Genomic DNA, 16,015 nt, shown 5'->3' on the forward strand with positions numbered 1-16,015 from the left:
CGGCCCGTTCTGGGCGCGCCTCAATCGTAGCCCGAGACGGTCCCGGGCTGACAATTTCGACTGTAATGGACGTTCTTGTTTGACTAGTCGTTTAAGAACGTCCCCAACGACTACTTGGGGACGGAGGAAAAGGGATCATTTTCCGTAACCTTTCCGCAACAATCTGCTCTTCGCACTGCTCGACTCCGCTCGCAACGTCCCCTGCGCTACACTTAGTTGCACTGTGGCGCCGTTGCGCCGCGCCCGACCCAAGGGGGACACTCATGAAGAACACTCAGCTGCTGCTGATCAACGATATGTGCGGATACGGCAAGGTCGCGCTTTCCGCCATGCTGCCGGTGCTGTCGCACATGGGTTACCGTATCCATAACCTGCCGACGGCACTTGTGTCCGATACGCTCAACTATCCCAAGTTCTACATCCACGACACCACCGAGTACGTGCGCCAAAGCCTCGCTATCTGGGAGGAGCTCGGCTTTGAGTTCGACGCCATCTCGACCGGCTTTATCGTGACCGAGGAAGAGACGCGCATCATCTCGGACTTTTGCCACCGCCGTGCGCAAAAGGGCACCAAGGTGTTCGTTGACCCCATCATGGGCGACAACGGCAAGCTCTATGCGGGCGTGCCCGAGTCCACAATCGGTCTCATGAGGCACCTGCTCGAGTGCGCCGACTACGCGGTTCCCAACTACACCGAGGCCTGTTTGCTCACCGACACGCCTATCGTCGAGCAAATTACGCCCGATGAGGCCCGCGCCCTTGTGGACGCTGTGCGCGAGCTGGGTGCCAAGTCGGTGGTCATTACGAGCGCCGTAGTCAATGGCACGAACGCGGTTATTGGTTACGACCATGTGGCGGGGGAGTACTTTACGATTCCCTTTGAGCTCATTCCGGTCTATTTCCCGGGCACGGGCGACACGTTCTCGGCGGTGCTCGTCGGCCGCGTTATGGCAGGCTGGAGTCTGCAGCGCGCGACGTCCGATGCCATGCGCGTGGTGGCAGAGCTTATCGAACGCAATGCCGACCAAGAGGACAAATCGGCCGGCCTTCCCATCGAGGCCTGCCTGGATGTGATCGACCATGAGTAACGCCGGCGAGGGCGGCATCAGACCTGCGGGCGAGAGCAAGCCGCTCGGCGCGTCGCGTGGCAAGCGTCCGCGTATCCGCGTGAGCTGCGTGGACCAGCTGGGTGCGTGCCGTTGTCACCATGGTCACAAGCCCGGCGACGTTTTTGACTTCGACCGAGACCGCGGCAAGATGTGCGCCATGGCCTGCCATGTGGGCTTTCCCTATATCGATATCCTGCGCTATGGCGGGACCGTGCCTGGAAACGAGCCCGGCGCGGCAAAGTTCTGCTGCCCCGAAGTCGATACACTGAACGTCTGGCTTGCCGAGATCGTTGACGAGTAGTCGAGCGCAATGTGGCAAAGGGACAGCCCCTTTGCCACATTCGCCGGTGGTGCCCCTTCTTTTGCTTATAATCTCAAATCTCTGCATTTCATTTGATTTTAGTTTCTAAAATTCTGCGTTTCATCGATAATCAAGCGTATAAAACTTTGCATTTCATTTGATGACACTGAGGAGAGAGCCTATGCTGCGCAGGAAAATAGCGGCAGAGCTGGAGCGTTGGCTGAAGTCTTCCGAGCAAAAGGCCTTGTTCATTACGGGTTCTCGCCAGATTGGCAAAAGCTATTCGATTCGCGCATTTGGCAAAGCCAACCATGCAACCTACATCGAGCTTAACCTCATGGAAAACCGCCAGGCAAAAGATGCTCTTCTCGAGGCGCGGGATGCCGATGATTTCATCAGCAGGGTGACGCTTCTTTCGGGAAAGTCGATTGCACCAGGCAAAACGCTCGTGTTTATCGATGAGGTCCAAGAGGCCCCCGACATCATGACGATGGCAAAGTTCCTTGTTGAGGACGGGAGGTGCCGTTGGGCGTTTTCGGGGTCAATGCTCGGGACCCAGTTCAAGGGCGTCAGGTCCTATCCCGTGGGGTATGTCCACGAGCTTAGGATGTTCCCGCTCGATTTTGAGGAGTTTTGCTGGGCAATCGGGGTGAGCGAGGGGGCTCGCCAAACGATACGTGACGCCTGTATCAGCGAGAGGCCCATTCCTGATTACATTCATGACGCGATGATGGCAAACTTCAGGACCTATACCGTTGTCGGCGGAATGCCGGAGGTCGTGCAGCGTTTTCTTGACACGCGGGGCGACCTTGCCTCTGTTCGTCAGCTGCAGTCAGAGCTCAACGAACAGTACCGGCGGGATATCTCCAAGTATGCAAGCGGGCGAGCCCTTCAGGCGCAGAGCATCTACGATCAGCTCCCTATTATGCTCGAGGGCGAAAACAAGCGCTTCGTGCTCAATTCCATTGACCCTAAGGCGCACTACGAGAAGTATCAGCGAGATTTTGTATGGCTTGTCGATGCCGGCGTTGCTCTCAAAGCCGATATCGTAACCGAGCCAAAATCGCCCCTGCTCAAGACGGCACGACCATCGCAGTTCAAGCTATATCAATCGGATACGGGCATGTTGATGGCGCACTACCCCGTTGGAGTCGCCCAAGCGGCGTATCTTGATAGCAAGGAGCCCAACCTGGGCGGCATTTACGAAAACGTGGTGGCCCAGCAGCTGGCTGCCCAAAACCGCCAGCTTTACTACTATCAGACAAAAAAGCGCGGTGAAGTGGACTTTGTGGTCGATGGGCCGGATGGGACGGCTGTTCCGATCGAGGTTAAATCGGGCTCCTATTACCACGCGCACGCTGCGCTCGGTCATGTGCTTGATACGGCTGAATATGGCGTAAGGCTCGGGATTGTTTTCTCGAGAGGCAACGTTGAGCGCAACGGAGCGGTTCTCTATTTGCCGCTATATGCGACCTGGGCCCTTTCGGATGTTTTGGGCGACTCCTGTGCCGAGGGGATAAAGTTGGAGGTCAAGCCGGTCTAGGGCCAGTCCCGGATGTGACAAAGGGACAGTACCTTTGCCACATTCATAAGCGTGGATTTATGAGCGTGGATTTTCTCCCACCGAGATAACGAGCGTGGATTTTCTTCCGTTTAGAGCGCACTCGAACGCTCAAAGTGGGAGAAAATCCACGCTCGTTTTATGCCGATGGCGTGGCCCGTGTGTCCGCGCCGCCCGAGCGCCTACAGCTGCTCAAGCATAGCGGTGCAACCGGCGAGTACATCGCGGTAGGTGGCGTCGAAATTGCCGGTGTACCAGGGATCGGCCACGTCGCCGGGGCGATCGGTCCAATCGAGCAAGCGCGTAATCTTGACGTCGGGGTCGTCGCCAAAAATGCGACGCAGGCCGCGCGCGTTCTCAGCATCCATATATACAATGTGGTCCCAGTCGCCATACTCCGCGCGACGCACCTGGCGGGCACGGTGCGCGACGACGGGAATCCCGACTTCGCGCAGCTTGGCGACCGTGCCATGATGCGGCGGGTTGCCAAGCTCCTCGGTCGAGGTCGCAGCGGAATCGATGACAAACTCCGTCTCGCGCCCGGCGCGCCGCACCAGCTCGGTAAACACCGACTCAGCCATCGTCGAGCGACAGATGTTGCCGTGGCAGACGAACATGATTCTGTGCATCCTTGGTTTTCCTTTCAAATATCAGGATTTCCGCAGGTGATGAACACCGTTCGTATGCCATCTCCCAATCGCGGAATCCCAAATCAGCTCGTGTATGAGCGGATATTTTCTGCCGAAAAAGTTGTAAATTCGGTTGTAACCCTCTCGGATTTACAACTTCGTACACTTTAGCTTATGCGGCGCCATCCGTCATACGGAGCATGTCGTCCCTCACATCCTCGAATCCGAGGTGGGTGTACGTGTTGTATGTCACGCTAATGTCCGAGTGCCCCATGATGTACTTGAGCTTCGCGGGGTCCATCCCCTTGCGAGCCATTTTGGAACAGAAGGTGTGTCGGCAGACGTGCGGGGTAATCTTGGGGAGTTCATTCTTATAGATGCTGTTGTACTTGCGAAGGGAAAGCTGGAAGTATTTCTCCCAGTGCATCGCAACCTTCGGCATGTCGTTTTTGTCCAGAAGCAGAAACCCACTCACCCCATCAACAATGGGTTCGATGGGCGGATTGGCGCGCTTTTGAAGGATTGCCTTGAAGCATTCTTTGACTTCCTCGGACATGGGCACGTATCGCTCGCCGCTTTTCGTTTTGGGGCGCTCGATGTAGTACCTCATATCGCTGCCCCTCTGCAGCTGCTTGTTGACGCGGATGCTTCCGTTTTCGAAGTCGAGGTCAGATTTTGTGAGACCGCAGAACTCCGAAATGCGCAGCCCCGTGTTAAAAAGGATGTAAAACGCTTCGTAATATCGCGAGTAATGCTTATCCTCCCTGATGAAATCGAGGAACCTGCGCTCGTCTTGCGGAGACAAGGCCTCACGAACGATGGAATCGTTGACGAGTACGGTGGCGAGCTCGAAGTTGAACGGGTTGCGCCTGATGAGGTCGTCTTCCTCCGCAAGCTGGAAAGCTGGGCGTAGCACTCCTCGAATACAGTGAATCGCGCTGTAGCTTTTCCCGAGCTCGCCTTGAAGATAGATGAGCCAATTCTTCGCGTCGAGCGTCGTTATATCGCCGATTTTCCTGCTTCCGAACGCGTCCTTGGCAAGAAAGTTCATAACCGTCTTGTAGCCCGCGCGCGTAGTCGGGCGCACAGCCGTTTTAGTTACGACGTACTTTTCAACCAGTTCGAAAACGGTCATTCCGCTTGGTGCAACGCGGTCAAACAGATCGCGTTGCACCTGCTTCTCGATTTCGCGGAGGCACAATCCCGATTTTTTGCCCTTGGGAGGAAGGTCGTGCGTGGTGAGCGTCCACGAGTACTTGTATTTCGTCTTGCCTTTTGCGTCTTTGAACTTGAAATAGTACTGGCCGTTCGGACGCTGTCCCTCTCCTCGGCGCAAAATGCGCCCTTTACTGTCTTTCCTCGTGGGCACTCTTGTCACCTCCTCTCCTTATGGATGCGCCCCGATGCCGCTTCGCTGGTGCATCGGGGCGCATAATTGCTAGTGGTACGGGCTACGTTGAATGACTTTCGAGATTCCTAGGGACGATTCTTGTCCCAATGCAGCAGGTCGCTTACAAAGTAATAGCGATGAGATGAGTCACGGCAGTGACGAAGATGCGCAGGCCCGATGCCATCACCGTTGTCTACCATCAACTGCAAAAGCCTGGTTGCCCCAAGAAACTTCTTTGCCTCCTCTTCGTCAACGACCAACATGGCTTTTTCGAGCATGCTGTACACAGGGTTCTCAGGTGCAGCCTGAACGTTAGGTTTACTGCTCATTTGATTCCCCTTTTCAATCGGCGTTGCTCGCAACGCACCTTCAGTACGAGCCGAGATTAGTTGCATTATCATGTATCTGCAAATTGAGAAAAGCCTGATAAATCAACGTTTTTGTTTGTTCCTATTCATAAATGAGGAGAAAAAAGTCAGTGCTATTTTTCGAAATTCATAAGGTGTTCATGTATGCGTTTGCCGCATTCCCGCATCTCGCTTCGCTCGATGCCCGTGAGTTATTTAGTACGAAGTACGCGGGCGTTGGGCATGGGACTGTCGGCTATGCCGACCGCAGCGCACGCTGCGTCAGTCCCCCTTATGCCCTTTTGCCTTTTTGCCCCCGAAGCGTATAGCGGAGGAAGCCAAGGCGATTTCTCCTGATATATGGCGTGAAACGCTGTAGAAAACAAGACATGTTTCAGGGGTTGGATTTGTCGAAGATTGCGACAGTTGTAGAAAGCGCTTCGAAAAGCCCCCATAAACGGGGCAATCTTCTCGGAGGATTTTCTACAAGTTCAGGCGTAAAGCGACGACGTGTAGAAAGCGCGTCTTGAGTGCGCGCGGAGCAAAAAATGAAGGGCGCAGCGATTGTTTTCGCTGCGCCCTTCGGCGTCTTTTCAGTCGTAGATTTTCGGAGCAGGCACGAGCTGCCAAGCTGTGCCTAGATGATTTACCCCAAGGACGTACAGGTCAAGTTCCTCGTCGTAGAACACCGGCTCGCCCGTGTGCTCCATGACAAACGACGGGTCCTGTATGATGTACCACTGGAAAATCTCCTCCCATGGCGCCCAGTCTCCGCTCACAAGCTCAAGCGGTCGTTTTGCCATCTCGTTTGCGAGCACCATGTTCCCGCACGTCTCGGCGAGGTCGGCGTAGGTCTTGATGCCGTAGTCACTCATCGCTTTTCTCCTCCGCTTCCCGCTCCTCGATTCGCTTGAGGTATTCCGCCACGCAGTAGCGCATGGTGCGCAGGGCCTCGCAGTCGATGCTCTCCGCGAGGATGTCCCCGTCGAGGACGACCTCGCCCAGAGCGTTCACGAACCGCCACTCCATCACGTTGTCGATGCGCTTGAGCGCGTCCTTCAGGGTGCCGCTGTCGCGCATGGGGGCGTTCCCGTCCACATTCGCCATGCGCTCAAGCTCCTTGGCCTTCGCCGAGCAGATGCGGGCGGTGCGCCTGAGCACCTGCGCCCTCCACATGGCCTCCTCCTGGGGGCTGTTGGGTTCAAGACGCTCCTTGTCCATCGTGTACCTCCTTATCTTCGTTTCGGAGGCACCCGACGCCGCAGGCGTCTTTCACGCATGCCCATCCAAAGCCCAACGAAAGACCTCCGAAAGACCTTCGCAGGGGCTCTGTTCGGACAGGGGCGCGAAATGGGCTCAGCACAGCCCACCGAAAGACCTCGAAAAGCCCTTCAAAGGTCGGTGCGCTGTTGCTGATCCTACTTCGCGGTATTCCGGAGCATCTGGGCAAAAAACGAGGGGAGCACCCGTTATACGGATGCTCCCCTCGTTCGGGAAACGGACACCTGCACGCGACCGGAGGGAGCGCGCGGGTCTATGAAGGCTATGCCCGAACACAGTACGTGCCGTTATGGTTTCGTCGTTACTGACGAGCACCGCACGAACTGCAATACACGTAGTCCACGTAGTCCTCGTAGTAACCGTGGTCTTCCTGATGGGAACCGACCTGAACCTGCACGGTCTTTTCGATGTTCTGGTAGCTGGAGTAATCCACGCCGTTGTACAGGCCGTTCTCGTCGGCGTTGCGCAGGGCGTTGACGATGATGGCATTGAGGTCGTCCCGCGTGAATCCGTTCTCGAACCAGTACTCCGGTCCTTTTGCGATGTATTGGCCGGGAGTGCCGGTTGGGACATAGAAACGCGCTCCGTAGACTGTCTGCGTCTCGTAGTCGGGGACCGTCACCATGTTGGATACCCACCTCTGCGCGGTGTGCTGTGTCCACGAATGCTGGTGGGCAGGCGTGCTCGGCTTGTCGGAACCGCCGGCGTTTCCAGAGTTGGAGTTTCCGGTGTTGGAGCCGGAAGCGTTGGCGTTTCCGCCGGAAGGCTTGTCGGCGGGCTTGCCGATGGTGTCGGCGGGCTTGCCGTCGATATCGACACCCTCATCGGCCTTGGATGCGTCCTCCTTCGTCTCGTCGGAGACGTTCGGGTTGGCGCTCACGTTGCCGTCGAGCTTGCCGAGGATGGCCTTTCCGCTATCGCCCTTCAAGGTCTCGTCACCCTTCTTGATGGCGTCCTTGGTCTTGTCGACGATGTTCGCAAGCATCTCGTCCGTGACCTTGTCGGCGGGAATCTGCGCCATAAGGCAGTTGACCGCAGGTGCGGTCTTCGCGTCGGCGTCGACGGTGATGTCGACGGGAGCACCCGTGTCGTAGATGTCGAAGGCGGAACCGTCGGAGTTGACGGGGCTGACGAAGCTCACGGTGTAGTCGCCCTCGGCGAGTGCGACCGTAGAAGTGCCCTTGTTGCCATCGGCATCAGGGGCCACCGCGTGGTAGAAGTCCACATCGTTGCCCTCGATATGGGCGATGGCGGGCGTGGAGTACTCGTCCCAACCGTTGTCGGCCGTAACGTTGAGGGTCACATCGACGGTTCTTGACTCCTGCTGTTCTGGTTGTTGCTCGGACGTTGCGAGCGCCCCGCTTGCCACGGCTATCGCAACAACGATCGCAACAACGATCGCAGCGGCTATCGCTGCGACTTGGGGCTTATGCGAGCGCGCCCACTGGGATAATCCGTTCATTATCCATCCCCCTTTCTTTCATGGTGGTTTCGAGTTACCTCGTTATGTCAACCGCGTCATTACTTAGCGCTTTCCCATCGCGCGAGCCATCCAGTCGAGGTTGCCGCTCGCACTGGCGGTATTTGCGTTAATCTGCTGAGCCTGATTGAGAATCTGCCCCTGCATGAACAGATTGCCCAATTGCAGCATATTCCCGATTCTTTGTTGGTTGAGAATCTGCTGCTGCCCAGCCTCCATGCGGCGCTGGTGCATCTCGGTCTCATAGAGGTTAACCATCTCCTGTACGGTGGTGACGCGATGGTTGCGCACGGCAGCAAGGAAGAAATCCACGGCTTCGATGCTGTCGTAATCCATGGGGTACCACGGGGCGACCTGCGAAGCCCATTGCTGCTGTACGGCGAAAATCTCCTGCTTGGTTTGCTCGATGCTCTGGGCTAGGGCTTGGTTGTTGACTTCAACTTGTTGGTTGCTTTGGTCAATCGCGGCATTTATCTGGGAGCGGCTTTTGTCCGCCGTCTTCGCTATGACCTTGTATAGAATCGCACCGATGATAGCTGAGACGATGAGGTTCACGATATTCCAAACCGCCAATTGAAGCTCCGTGCCTCCCATTGAGAAGAACGGAAGGGTAGGGAGATACGTTATTGCCTTAAGTGGCGTGCTCGTGATAAGCGTGAACGCGATAAGGAAGCCCCCGATTGCGTAGAGAACAGGGTGCCTTTTAGTCTTCTTTTCCGTCTTGGCGGCAAACTGAGTGGTGAGTTGGTTGATTCGTCCCTGAAGGTCAACCACCCTATGCATCAAATCGTGCGCCGTGGCAACGCCTGGCAACAAATTTGCCTGTTCCTCCATGTTCGCTCCTTTCTATTTCACGGATATAGCCCGAGCTGCCATCGGGCTATATCCGTGCGTATCGATTGCCTAGTCCACCTCTATCCCTTCGGTATCGGGGGTGTCCCACGTGAAGCCCGCGTGCCCCTCGTTCACGACGGTGGCGAGGCCGGAGTAACCGCCGAAGGTCGTGCCATAGACGGTCTGGGTGGTCGAGTAGGTGGGTGAACAGAGTTCGATGGATTTTTTGGTCGAGCCGAACGCGCTGTCGGGAATCTCGGCATTATTGTCCCAACCGTAGTCAACTAAAATGCGAAAGCGTGTTCTGTCGCTTGTTAGGTCGTTTTCATCCACATTGATGTTTGCTTGGTAGAAGGAGAACTTTGCGAGCTGGAAAACAAGCGACTCGTTCGCCGCCGCATTACCGCTGCCATCTGTTTCGAGACGGAGCGTATAGGGCTTCGCCTCGGGTTCTTGATAGGCGGCAGCTTTATTGAATGCCTGTCCTTTGTTTGCAGCGTCGAGAGCATCCTGCGTGTTGTCCAACGTGGTCTGGTACGTCTCGACGACCTGGGCTCGGTCTTCCTCGGGCACATTCTCGATGCCATAGTCTCCGTAGTAGCCTATCGAATCGTACGTACCGGCGTCCGCCTCTGCCTTCAATGTGTCATAGCATTGCTGCCACGCTTGGATAGCTTCATCCGTAGCATCGATTGCCGCCTGCTTCGCAGCATTGAAGGCTGCTTCGTCCTGCTGCTTCGCCAGCTCGATGATTTCATCGTCGGACAGACCGTCGAGGTCGCCGAAGGTCAGGCTCTTGCACTGGTAGCTCGCAACGTTGCCGTTCCCGTCGAAGGATAGGACTTCCTCGATTGCCACGTCCTTTCCTATCTGCTTGTCGCCGTCGTAGACCATCCACACGCCCGCCTGGCCGAAAGCCTGCGAAGCAGGCACGGGCTCGCTCGCGTTCTTGACGCCTTCGCCTGAACCGCTACATCCAGCCAGCCCAAAGCCCGCTATGGTAACCGTTCCGATGCCGAGCAGCTTCAGGGCGCTCCTTCTCGTGTACTGCTTCATGTTTAATCCTCCTATGTTTCAGTTCCCGTATCCCTCGGCGCAGTACTGCGCTTGTCAGAAAACTATAAGCCTATAGGCAATAATTAGCCTATACAGTTTATTATAGTTGAGAGCAATCGCCCATACGATTCAAGATGACTTGTTTTGTATAGGCGGTGATTGAATGAGATACTTCGAGATAGGCCAGCGTATACGGCGCTACCGCAAGGCGTGCGGGTTGTCGCAGGAGGCGCTGGCGGGAAGGGCAGGAATCTCCATCACCCATATGAGCCACATCGAGACAGGCAACACGAAGCTTAGTCTTCCTGTTCTCAGTAAGATTGCAGAGGAGCTATCTGTAAGCGTAGACGCCCTGTTGACGGATACATCGAAACCCGATAAAGCGGCGCTTTCTGCGGAAGTGCAGGAAATTCTTGACTCGTTCGAGGTCGATGAGCTGCCTGTAGCAATTGAGGTGCTTCGGGCGCTGCGAGATGCGATGGCGAAACGACGGAATGAGAGTTAATTAGAGCCCTTAGAAGTTGCAAAAAAGTTGCAACTTGACTAAACGAAAAGGACAAACCACTCATTTATGAGGCGGTTTGTCCTTACTGTCAGATGTTGCCATGGCAGATAAAAAGAACGCGTTGCACAGGGTTTCCTTTCTAGACAGGGCCGTACGGCCTGCGGTGGCACTGTAACACAGCCCTTTCCAATGAAGCCAACTGCGCAGAGTGGAGGATGACGCAGCTCACGCCCACCGTCTGATGTAAAGCGGGCAAAAACGTTTTCCACGAAGACAGGGGTGCTCAAGATTTCATGTGTTCCAGATACATGAAATCGAAGAAAAACGTGTATCTGAAATACACGAAATTGCACTGCTGAAGCTTCCAGGCGGATAAACACTACTCGTATGGGACGGTTTTCACCGGTTGCTCGCCACCTTGGGCTATGTTCGCTCCTATGCCTGCATCCGGGGCTGTGCTGATTGACGCTTGCGCTCCCAGCGAGCCAACTTAATCGTCACCAGTGTGAGGGCCCAGGCCACAAGCGAGAACGCGGCGCCCACTGCGCCCACGTACGCAATGCCAATGCTGCTTACCACGGCGCCGCCCACTGCGGTGCCAAACGAAATGCCGATATTAAATGCCATGGGCTCAACCGAACTTGCGAGTACCATCGACTTGGGATGGCGGCTGCGTGCCACGTCCATAAAGTGCGTGATGCACGACACCGAGAACAGGTACATGAGTAGCGCCAAGCTAAAGACAAAGACCAGCGCGAGCGGCATGGTGCCGCCCACAGCAAACAGCCCGAGTAACGCCGCGGCCTGCAGCACAAACGTCACAAGCAGTGCCTTCATGCCAAAGCGCGCGTCGATCCATCCGCCCAGGATGTTCGAGATCAGGCAGAACACGCCGTAGGCCATAAGCGTGGTACTGGCTTCGACCGTGCCCATGCCCAGCACCTGCTCAAGATAAGGCGTCACGTAGCCGTAGAACACATAGACCGAGCCCACGCCAAACAAGAAGATGAGCATGCCGGTGATGATGCTCGGCTCGCGTAGCAGCCCCGCCTGCTCGCGGAAGGTGGCGGGCTCATCGGTCTGCCCGGCGCGAGGCATAAACGCCACGAGCGCTCCGCAGATCAGAACGGCAAAGGTCAGCGTGCCGTACATGGCTACGTGCCAATCGAGCGTGTCGGCTACAAACTTGCCGATCGAAGTGACAAAGACCATTGCCACGGAAAACGCACCATATACCACCGAGATGGCAAGCGAAGTTTGCTGCGGGGACAGAAGCTCAGGAATGTACGTCACGCCCACGGCGAGCAGCGCACCCGAGACAGAGCCCAGGACAATGCGCGAGGCGAACAGCACTTGAAAGTTGGGCGCCAACGCCATGACTAGGTTGCCGAGCACAAAGACGATGCTGTAGCACACGAGCAGCTGGTAGCGGCGGAAGCGCCCCGTGCTGAGCGCAAGTACCGGCGTGGCGATAGCGTAGACGAGCGCGAATACGCTGATGAGCTGGCCTGCGGTGGCAAGCGATATGCCGAGCTCCGTCGCCAGGTCGCTCTCGATGCCGATGACCACGAACTCGGAGCAGCCGAGCGAGAATCCCAACAGCACGAGCAGCGCCAGGCAGAGCTTGGTGCGCGCGGGGGAGAGCGCGGCGGCGGTTGGCTTACTTTTAGGCGTGGTTGCGGCGGTCAAGGTTGTCACTCCAATGTCGCATGAATAAGCTGAATTCAGTCCCTGCAACTCTACCAGAATGTGTCAGGTGCCCGCCCCCTTTGTCGCAGGCTGCGCTTGCCTGTATAGTCGCAATGCAGGCGAAGATGATCTCAGGTACATCGCGGGCGACAGGAGATCCCATGGGTATGCACACGACAAAGGTTGCAGTGGGCGAGGGCAAGTTTGCGCCCGAGGAGGCCCTCGAGGCCCCCTCCATTCGCGCTGCCCTCGCGATGCGACAAAGGGACAGTTCGTTTGTCGCATTCCATGCCTTAGAAACTTTCAAATTCTTCAAGTTTCTAAGGCAACATCTTATAAACTTGTAAAAAATGCAAGTTTATAAGATTTCATGTTTGGTCGGGCGCTAGGGAGGCTCTATGGATATCGTTCGCCGAAGCCATTATCTTGATCGACTCATTGCTTTTCAGGATACCGACCTCATCAAAATCGTGACGGGCATACGCCGTTGTGGCAAATCAACGTTATTGGACATGATGAGGGACTATCTGGCGCAACAGGGGGTGCCAGCCGAGCGTTTGCTGACCTTTAAGATGGAATCTCTAGAGTACGCGGGAATTACGGATTATCTGACGTTTTATCGTATGGTTCGGGAGCGCATCGACGGCATCGATCATCCCTACCTGTTCTTTGACGAGCTCCAGAATGTCGAAGGTTGGGAAAAGGCGGTCAACTCGCTCCGAGTGGATTTGCCGTGCGATATCTATGTCACGGGCTCCAATGCCTTTTTGCTATCGAGCGAGCTCGCAACGCTTATCTCGGGCCGATATGTCGAGGTCAAGATGCAGCCTCTCACGTTTAGCGAATACCTTGTTTTTCGCTCGATTGATGCGGTCGCCGCTGAAGGGCTTGGTGAGAGGGTCGAACTCGTTTCCAAGACGGGCGATCGCCTTAATTCAAATACCGTGCTTGAGCAGTACATAACCTATGGCGGCATGCCGTTTCTGGCCCATGATGAGCCGAGACGTGAGCTGTGTCGCGACTATATCCGTAGCCTTTACCAGACGATCGTCGCGCGCGATATCCTGTCGCGTGCGACGCGTAGGGGTCGCGGAGCTATCACCAAGCGCGATGTTCTCGAGCGGCTCTGTGCGTATCTGGCAGACAACATCTCCAACCAAACCTCGGTCAACAAAATCGTAGGGACGCTCAACGAATCGGCAGGCGGTAAGACCAACGCATCGACGGTGTCGGCATATATTGACGCTCTGGAAGAGACGTACCTGTTTACCAAAGTAAAAAGGTATGACATCAAGGGGCGGGAGCTTCTTAAGACAGGCGGTAAATTTTACATAGCTGATACGGGAATTCGCAGCTATCTTGACGGATATAGAGGTAGCGATAGCGGAAGGATGCTCGAGAACGTTATCTACAACCAGCTTGTATTTGAAGGATACGAAGTGTTTTGCGGCCATCTGCGCGCGGGGGAAATCGACTTTGTCGCAATCGGCGAGGGATCGGACCGCAAATATATCCAGGTTACCGAACGGATCGATGCCGAGGCGACGAGAGAACGCGAGCTGCGACCGCTCAAGCTAAGCACGCTAGGAAAAATTCCTGATTCGTATGAGAAGATCCTGATTGTCAGGGATGGCGACCATCCAACGGACATCGAGGGCATCAGAATCGTGGGGGCAGTCGACTTCTTGTTGAGAAATAAGATTACCCGCGGCTAAACGCAAGCAGATTCGTTTCGATGTGACAAAGGAGCAGCCCTTTTTCGCATTCCGTGCGAGCCCTCGTGCCGTCTGAGGGTATAAGGCTAGCAAGTGTTTATTTGCGAGGCCTAAGGGGCGCCCCGTATGGATATCGATAACTTTGAATGGTGGTATAGCGAGGGCGAGGCTCCGGACGAGGGGTGGGACGAGCCCGCGTCGCGTGACGTGTCGAGCGACGAGGACGAGACCGGCAACGATGCCGCTGTCGAGCCTGATGCCGCCGAGCCCCTAACCTTTGAACAGGCCTGGGCCCAGGCCGAGGCCGACGAGGCTAAGGCCGATGCCACGGCCACACTCGGTGAGCCGGCCGACATGTCCATCTCGCCGGCCAAGACCCCGCAGCCGCGCCATAACATCGACCCCGGCAGCACGGCATCCTTCAGCATTCTCGACGTGCCCGCGCAAGGCGCCCAGGCGCCTGCGCCCACGCATCGCCCCGACCTGGCTCGCGAGGAAGACGCGGGCCGCCGCTCACCACTCGGCCCCATCCTCATCGCCTTCATGGCCGGCGTCATCGCTTGCTCGGCGATCGGAAATGTCTGGAGCCATGTGGAGCAACAGCGCAAAGATGCTGCCAAGGTCGAGATGTCTGTCGAGCAATCGCTCAGCCGCACGCGTTCGGTGCATGTGTCGGTCGAGGTCAAGGACGGCGCGACGTGGGACACCGCCCGCGGCGACAGCCAGATGCTCATCCACATCGTGGGCCGCGCACTCAGGGGGCAGGCGATTGACGAGTATCAATATGTCAACTCCGCTGGCGACGGCATCGAACTCAAGCCCGGCGACTACGAGCTCACGGTCGACGAGCCGCCCGTCGCCACCGATGGCACGCGCTTCCGCGCCTCAAAGCGCATGGTTCCCGTGAGCTTTAACTCGCAGGCGCCCGATACGGTCGACAGCACGCCGCAGGGCGGATTCGACCTTTACGCAATCGCTCAATAACTGCGCCTGCCGCTTCTCCTTGCCGCCAAGAGTGGCACAATAGCCCTCGACACTATTGTTTACTTTTGGAGGAAGTAGCATGTCCACCGTCACCACTATCAAGCGCGGCGGCCTCACCGCGGCCATCGATTCCATGGGAGCCCAGCTCGCGAGCCTTGCCCTCGACGGCAACGAGTATCTGTGGCAGGGCGACCCGGCCTTTTGGGGCAAGCATGCGCCCATTCTGTTCCCCATCGTGGGCTCGCTGCGCAACAACACGGCGACGTCTGCGGCTGGCACCTGCGAGATGCCGCGCCACGGACTCGCGCGCATCGTCGAGCACAAGCTGGTCGAGGTCTCGGAGGACGGCTCCTCGGTAACTTACGAGATCACCGATACGCCCGAGTCGCTCAAGGCTTTCCCCTTCCACTTTAAGCTCAACATGACCTATGCCCTAACCGGCGACGCCACGCTCACGCAGACCTTTGCCGTTGCGAACACCGGCGACGTAGAACTGCCGTTCTCGGTGGGCGGTCACCCTGCATTTAACGTGCCCGCTCCCGGTGCCGAGGACGAGGCATTCGAGGATTACGAGCTGGCATTTACCGAGGCTTGGACCAACGAGGCCCCCATCATCACGCCCGATGGCCTCATGACGTTCGAGGACAGCTACAAGGCTCCCGATAACTCGGACGTGCTGCCCATCACGCACCGCAGCTTCGATAACGATGCCATCATGTTCACCGATACCCCGGGTTCCACGCTCACGCTGCGCGGTCGCAAGTCGGGCCATGGCGTCAAGATCGACTTTGAGGGCTTTAAGTACATCGGCGTGTGGTCTGCCGCCAACGACGCCCCGTTTGTGGCGCTCGAGCCCTGGACCGGTCACACCACCATGGACACCGAGGACGACGTCTTTGAGCACAAGGTCAACACCATCACGCTGGCGCCGGGCGAGACGGACGTCCGCAGCTTTAGCGTCACTTTGCTCTAGAGGTTCCGCCGTTCTGACGAACGGCGGGCCGGTCGACGCTGCGCGCCATCCAGAGCGACAATTTGTCATTCAAAAGGCAAGGCATGACCAGAAGGTCTATGCCTTGCCTTTTTCATGCCTAGTCGTTGGGGACGTTCTTGTTTGACTAGTCGTTTAAGAAC

The 16,015-nt window shown here is 56.7% G+C and carries 16 protein-coding genes; 7 read left to right on the forward strand and 9 right to left on the reverse strand.

Annotated features, from left to right (window positions below; all coding sequences use genetic code 11):
- The first annotated feature begins 263 nt into the window (after positions 1–263).
- The 3 genes from AB5Z20_RS07915 to AB5Z20_RS07925 all read left to right on the forward strand — a co-directional run bounded on the left by AB5Z20_RS07915 (position 264) and on the right by AB5Z20_RS07925 (position 2,953).
- A complete protein-coding gene (locus AB5Z20_RS07915) occupies positions 264–1,088 on the forward strand; it encodes a PfkB family carbohydrate kinase (protein WP_271747485.1) in 825 nt (274 codons plus the stop codon).
- The gene (locus AB5Z20_RS07920; protein ID WP_368156878.1) at positions 1,081–1,410 is read left to right on the forward strand and encodes a TIGR04076 family protein; all 330 of its coding nucleotides are present in this window, start codon (positions 1,081–1,083) and stop codon (positions 1,408–1,410) included. The genes AB5Z20_RS07915 and AB5Z20_RS07920 overlap by 8 nt, the downstream gene beginning before the upstream one ends.
- Positions 1,411–1,591: 181 nt before the next feature.
- Positions 1,592–2,953 (forward strand): ATP-binding protein, encoded by a 1,362-nt coding sequence (locus AB5Z20_RS07925; protein ID WP_368156879.1) that lies wholly within the window; start codon positions 1,592–1,594, stop codon positions 2,951–2,953.
- Positions 2,954–3,153: 200 nt separating this feature from the next.
- Here AB5Z20_RS07925 and AB5Z20_RS07930 read toward each other — a convergent pair whose 3' ends face one another.
- The 8 genes from AB5Z20_RS07930 to AB5Z20_RS07965 all read right to left on the reverse strand — a co-directional run bounded on the left by AB5Z20_RS07930 (position 3,154) and on the right by AB5Z20_RS07965 (position 9,988).
- Positions 3,154–3,600, reverse strand: coding sequence for a low molecular weight protein-tyrosine-phosphatase (locus tag AB5Z20_RS07930; RefSeq protein ID WP_368156880.1), 447 nt, complete (start codon positions 3,598–3,600; stop codon positions 3,154–3,156).
- A 172-nt stretch (positions 3,601–3,772) separates the two neighbouring features.
- Positions 3,773–4,978 (reverse strand): tyrosine-type recombinase/integrase, encoded by a 1,206-nt coding sequence (locus tag AB5Z20_RS07935; protein WP_368156881.1) that lies wholly within the window; start codon positions 4,976–4,978, stop codon positions 3,773–3,775.
- A 98-nt stretch (positions 4,979–5,076) separates the two neighbouring features.
- Entirely contained in the window at positions 5,077–5,319 is a 243-nt protein-coding gene (locus AB5Z20_RS07940; RefSeq protein ID WP_161145613.1) for a hypothetical protein, read from the reverse strand.
- 611 nt (positions 5,320–5,930) lie between these two features.
- Positions 5,931–6,212 (reverse strand): hypothetical protein, encoded by a 282-nt coding sequence (locus tag AB5Z20_RS07945; RefSeq protein ID WP_161145366.1) that lies wholly within the window; start codon positions 6,210–6,212, stop codon positions 5,931–5,933.
- Positions 6,205–6,558, reverse strand: coding sequence for a hypothetical protein (locus tag AB5Z20_RS07950; protein ID WP_368156882.1), 354 nt, complete (start codon positions 6,556–6,558; stop codon positions 6,205–6,207). The genes AB5Z20_RS07945 and AB5Z20_RS07950 overlap by 8 nt, the downstream gene beginning before the upstream one ends.
- 361 nt (positions 6,559–6,919) lie before the next feature.
- On the reverse strand, positions 6,920–8,080 hold the full coding sequence (locus AB5Z20_RS07955) for a hypothetical protein (protein ID WP_368156883.1): 1,161 nt from the start codon (positions 8,078–8,080) through the stop codon (positions 6,920–6,922).
- A gap of 63 nt (positions 8,081–8,143) precedes the next feature.
- A complete protein-coding gene (locus AB5Z20_RS07960) occupies positions 8,144–8,932 on the reverse strand; it encodes a hypothetical protein (RefSeq protein ID WP_161145363.1) in 789 nt (262 codons plus the stop codon).
- Between the two features lie 69 nt (positions 8,933–9,001).
- Positions 9,002–9,988, reverse strand: coding sequence for a hypothetical protein (locus AB5Z20_RS07965; protein ID WP_161145362.1), 987 nt, complete (start codon positions 9,986–9,988; stop codon positions 9,002–9,004).
- Between the two features lie 163 nt (positions 9,989–10,151).
- Between AB5Z20_RS07965 and AB5Z20_RS07970 the strand changes: the two genes are divergently transcribed.
- Entirely contained in the window at positions 10,152–10,493 is a 342-nt protein-coding gene (locus AB5Z20_RS07970) for a helix-turn-helix domain-containing protein (RefSeq protein WP_161145361.1), read from the forward strand.
- Between the two features lie 435 nt (positions 10,494–10,928).
- Here the strand turns inward: AB5Z20_RS07970 and AB5Z20_RS07975 are convergent, their stop codons facing one another.
- Positions 10,929–12,191 carry an MFS transporter gene (locus tag AB5Z20_RS07975; RefSeq protein ID WP_270226056.1) on the reverse strand — a complete coding sequence of 421 codons (1,263 nt, stop codon included), beginning with the start codon at positions 12,189–12,191 and terminating at the stop codon, positions 10,929–10,931.
- Positions 12,192–12,580: 389 nt separating this feature from the next.
- Here AB5Z20_RS07975 and AB5Z20_RS07980 point away from each other — a divergent pair, with 389 nt between their 5' ends.
- The 3 genes from AB5Z20_RS07980 to AB5Z20_RS07990 all read left to right on the forward strand — a co-directional run bounded on the left by AB5Z20_RS07980 (position 12,581) and on the right by AB5Z20_RS07990 (position 15,854).
- Positions 12,581–13,897, forward strand: coding sequence for an ATP-binding protein (locus AB5Z20_RS07980; RefSeq protein ID WP_368156884.1), 1,317 nt, complete (start codon positions 12,581–12,583; stop codon positions 13,895–13,897).
- A 126-nt stretch (positions 13,898–14,023) separates the two neighbouring features.
- Complete coding sequence (locus AB5Z20_RS07985; RefSeq protein WP_368156885.1) at positions 14,024–14,881, forward strand: hypothetical protein; 858 nt, start codon at positions 14,024–14,026, stop codon at positions 14,879–14,881.
- Between the two features lie 79 nt (positions 14,882–14,960).
- Positions 14,961–15,854 (forward strand): aldose 1-epimerase family protein, encoded by an 894-nt coding sequence (locus AB5Z20_RS07990; protein WP_368156886.1) that lies wholly within the window; start codon positions 14,961–14,963, stop codon positions 15,852–15,854.
- Positions 15,855–16,015: the final 161 nt, after the last annotated feature.

This window comes from Collinsella aerofaciens, assembly GCF_040910245.1.
Taxonomy (GTDB): Bacteria; Actinomycetota; Coriobacteriia; order Coriobacteriales; family Coriobacteriaceae; genus Collinsella.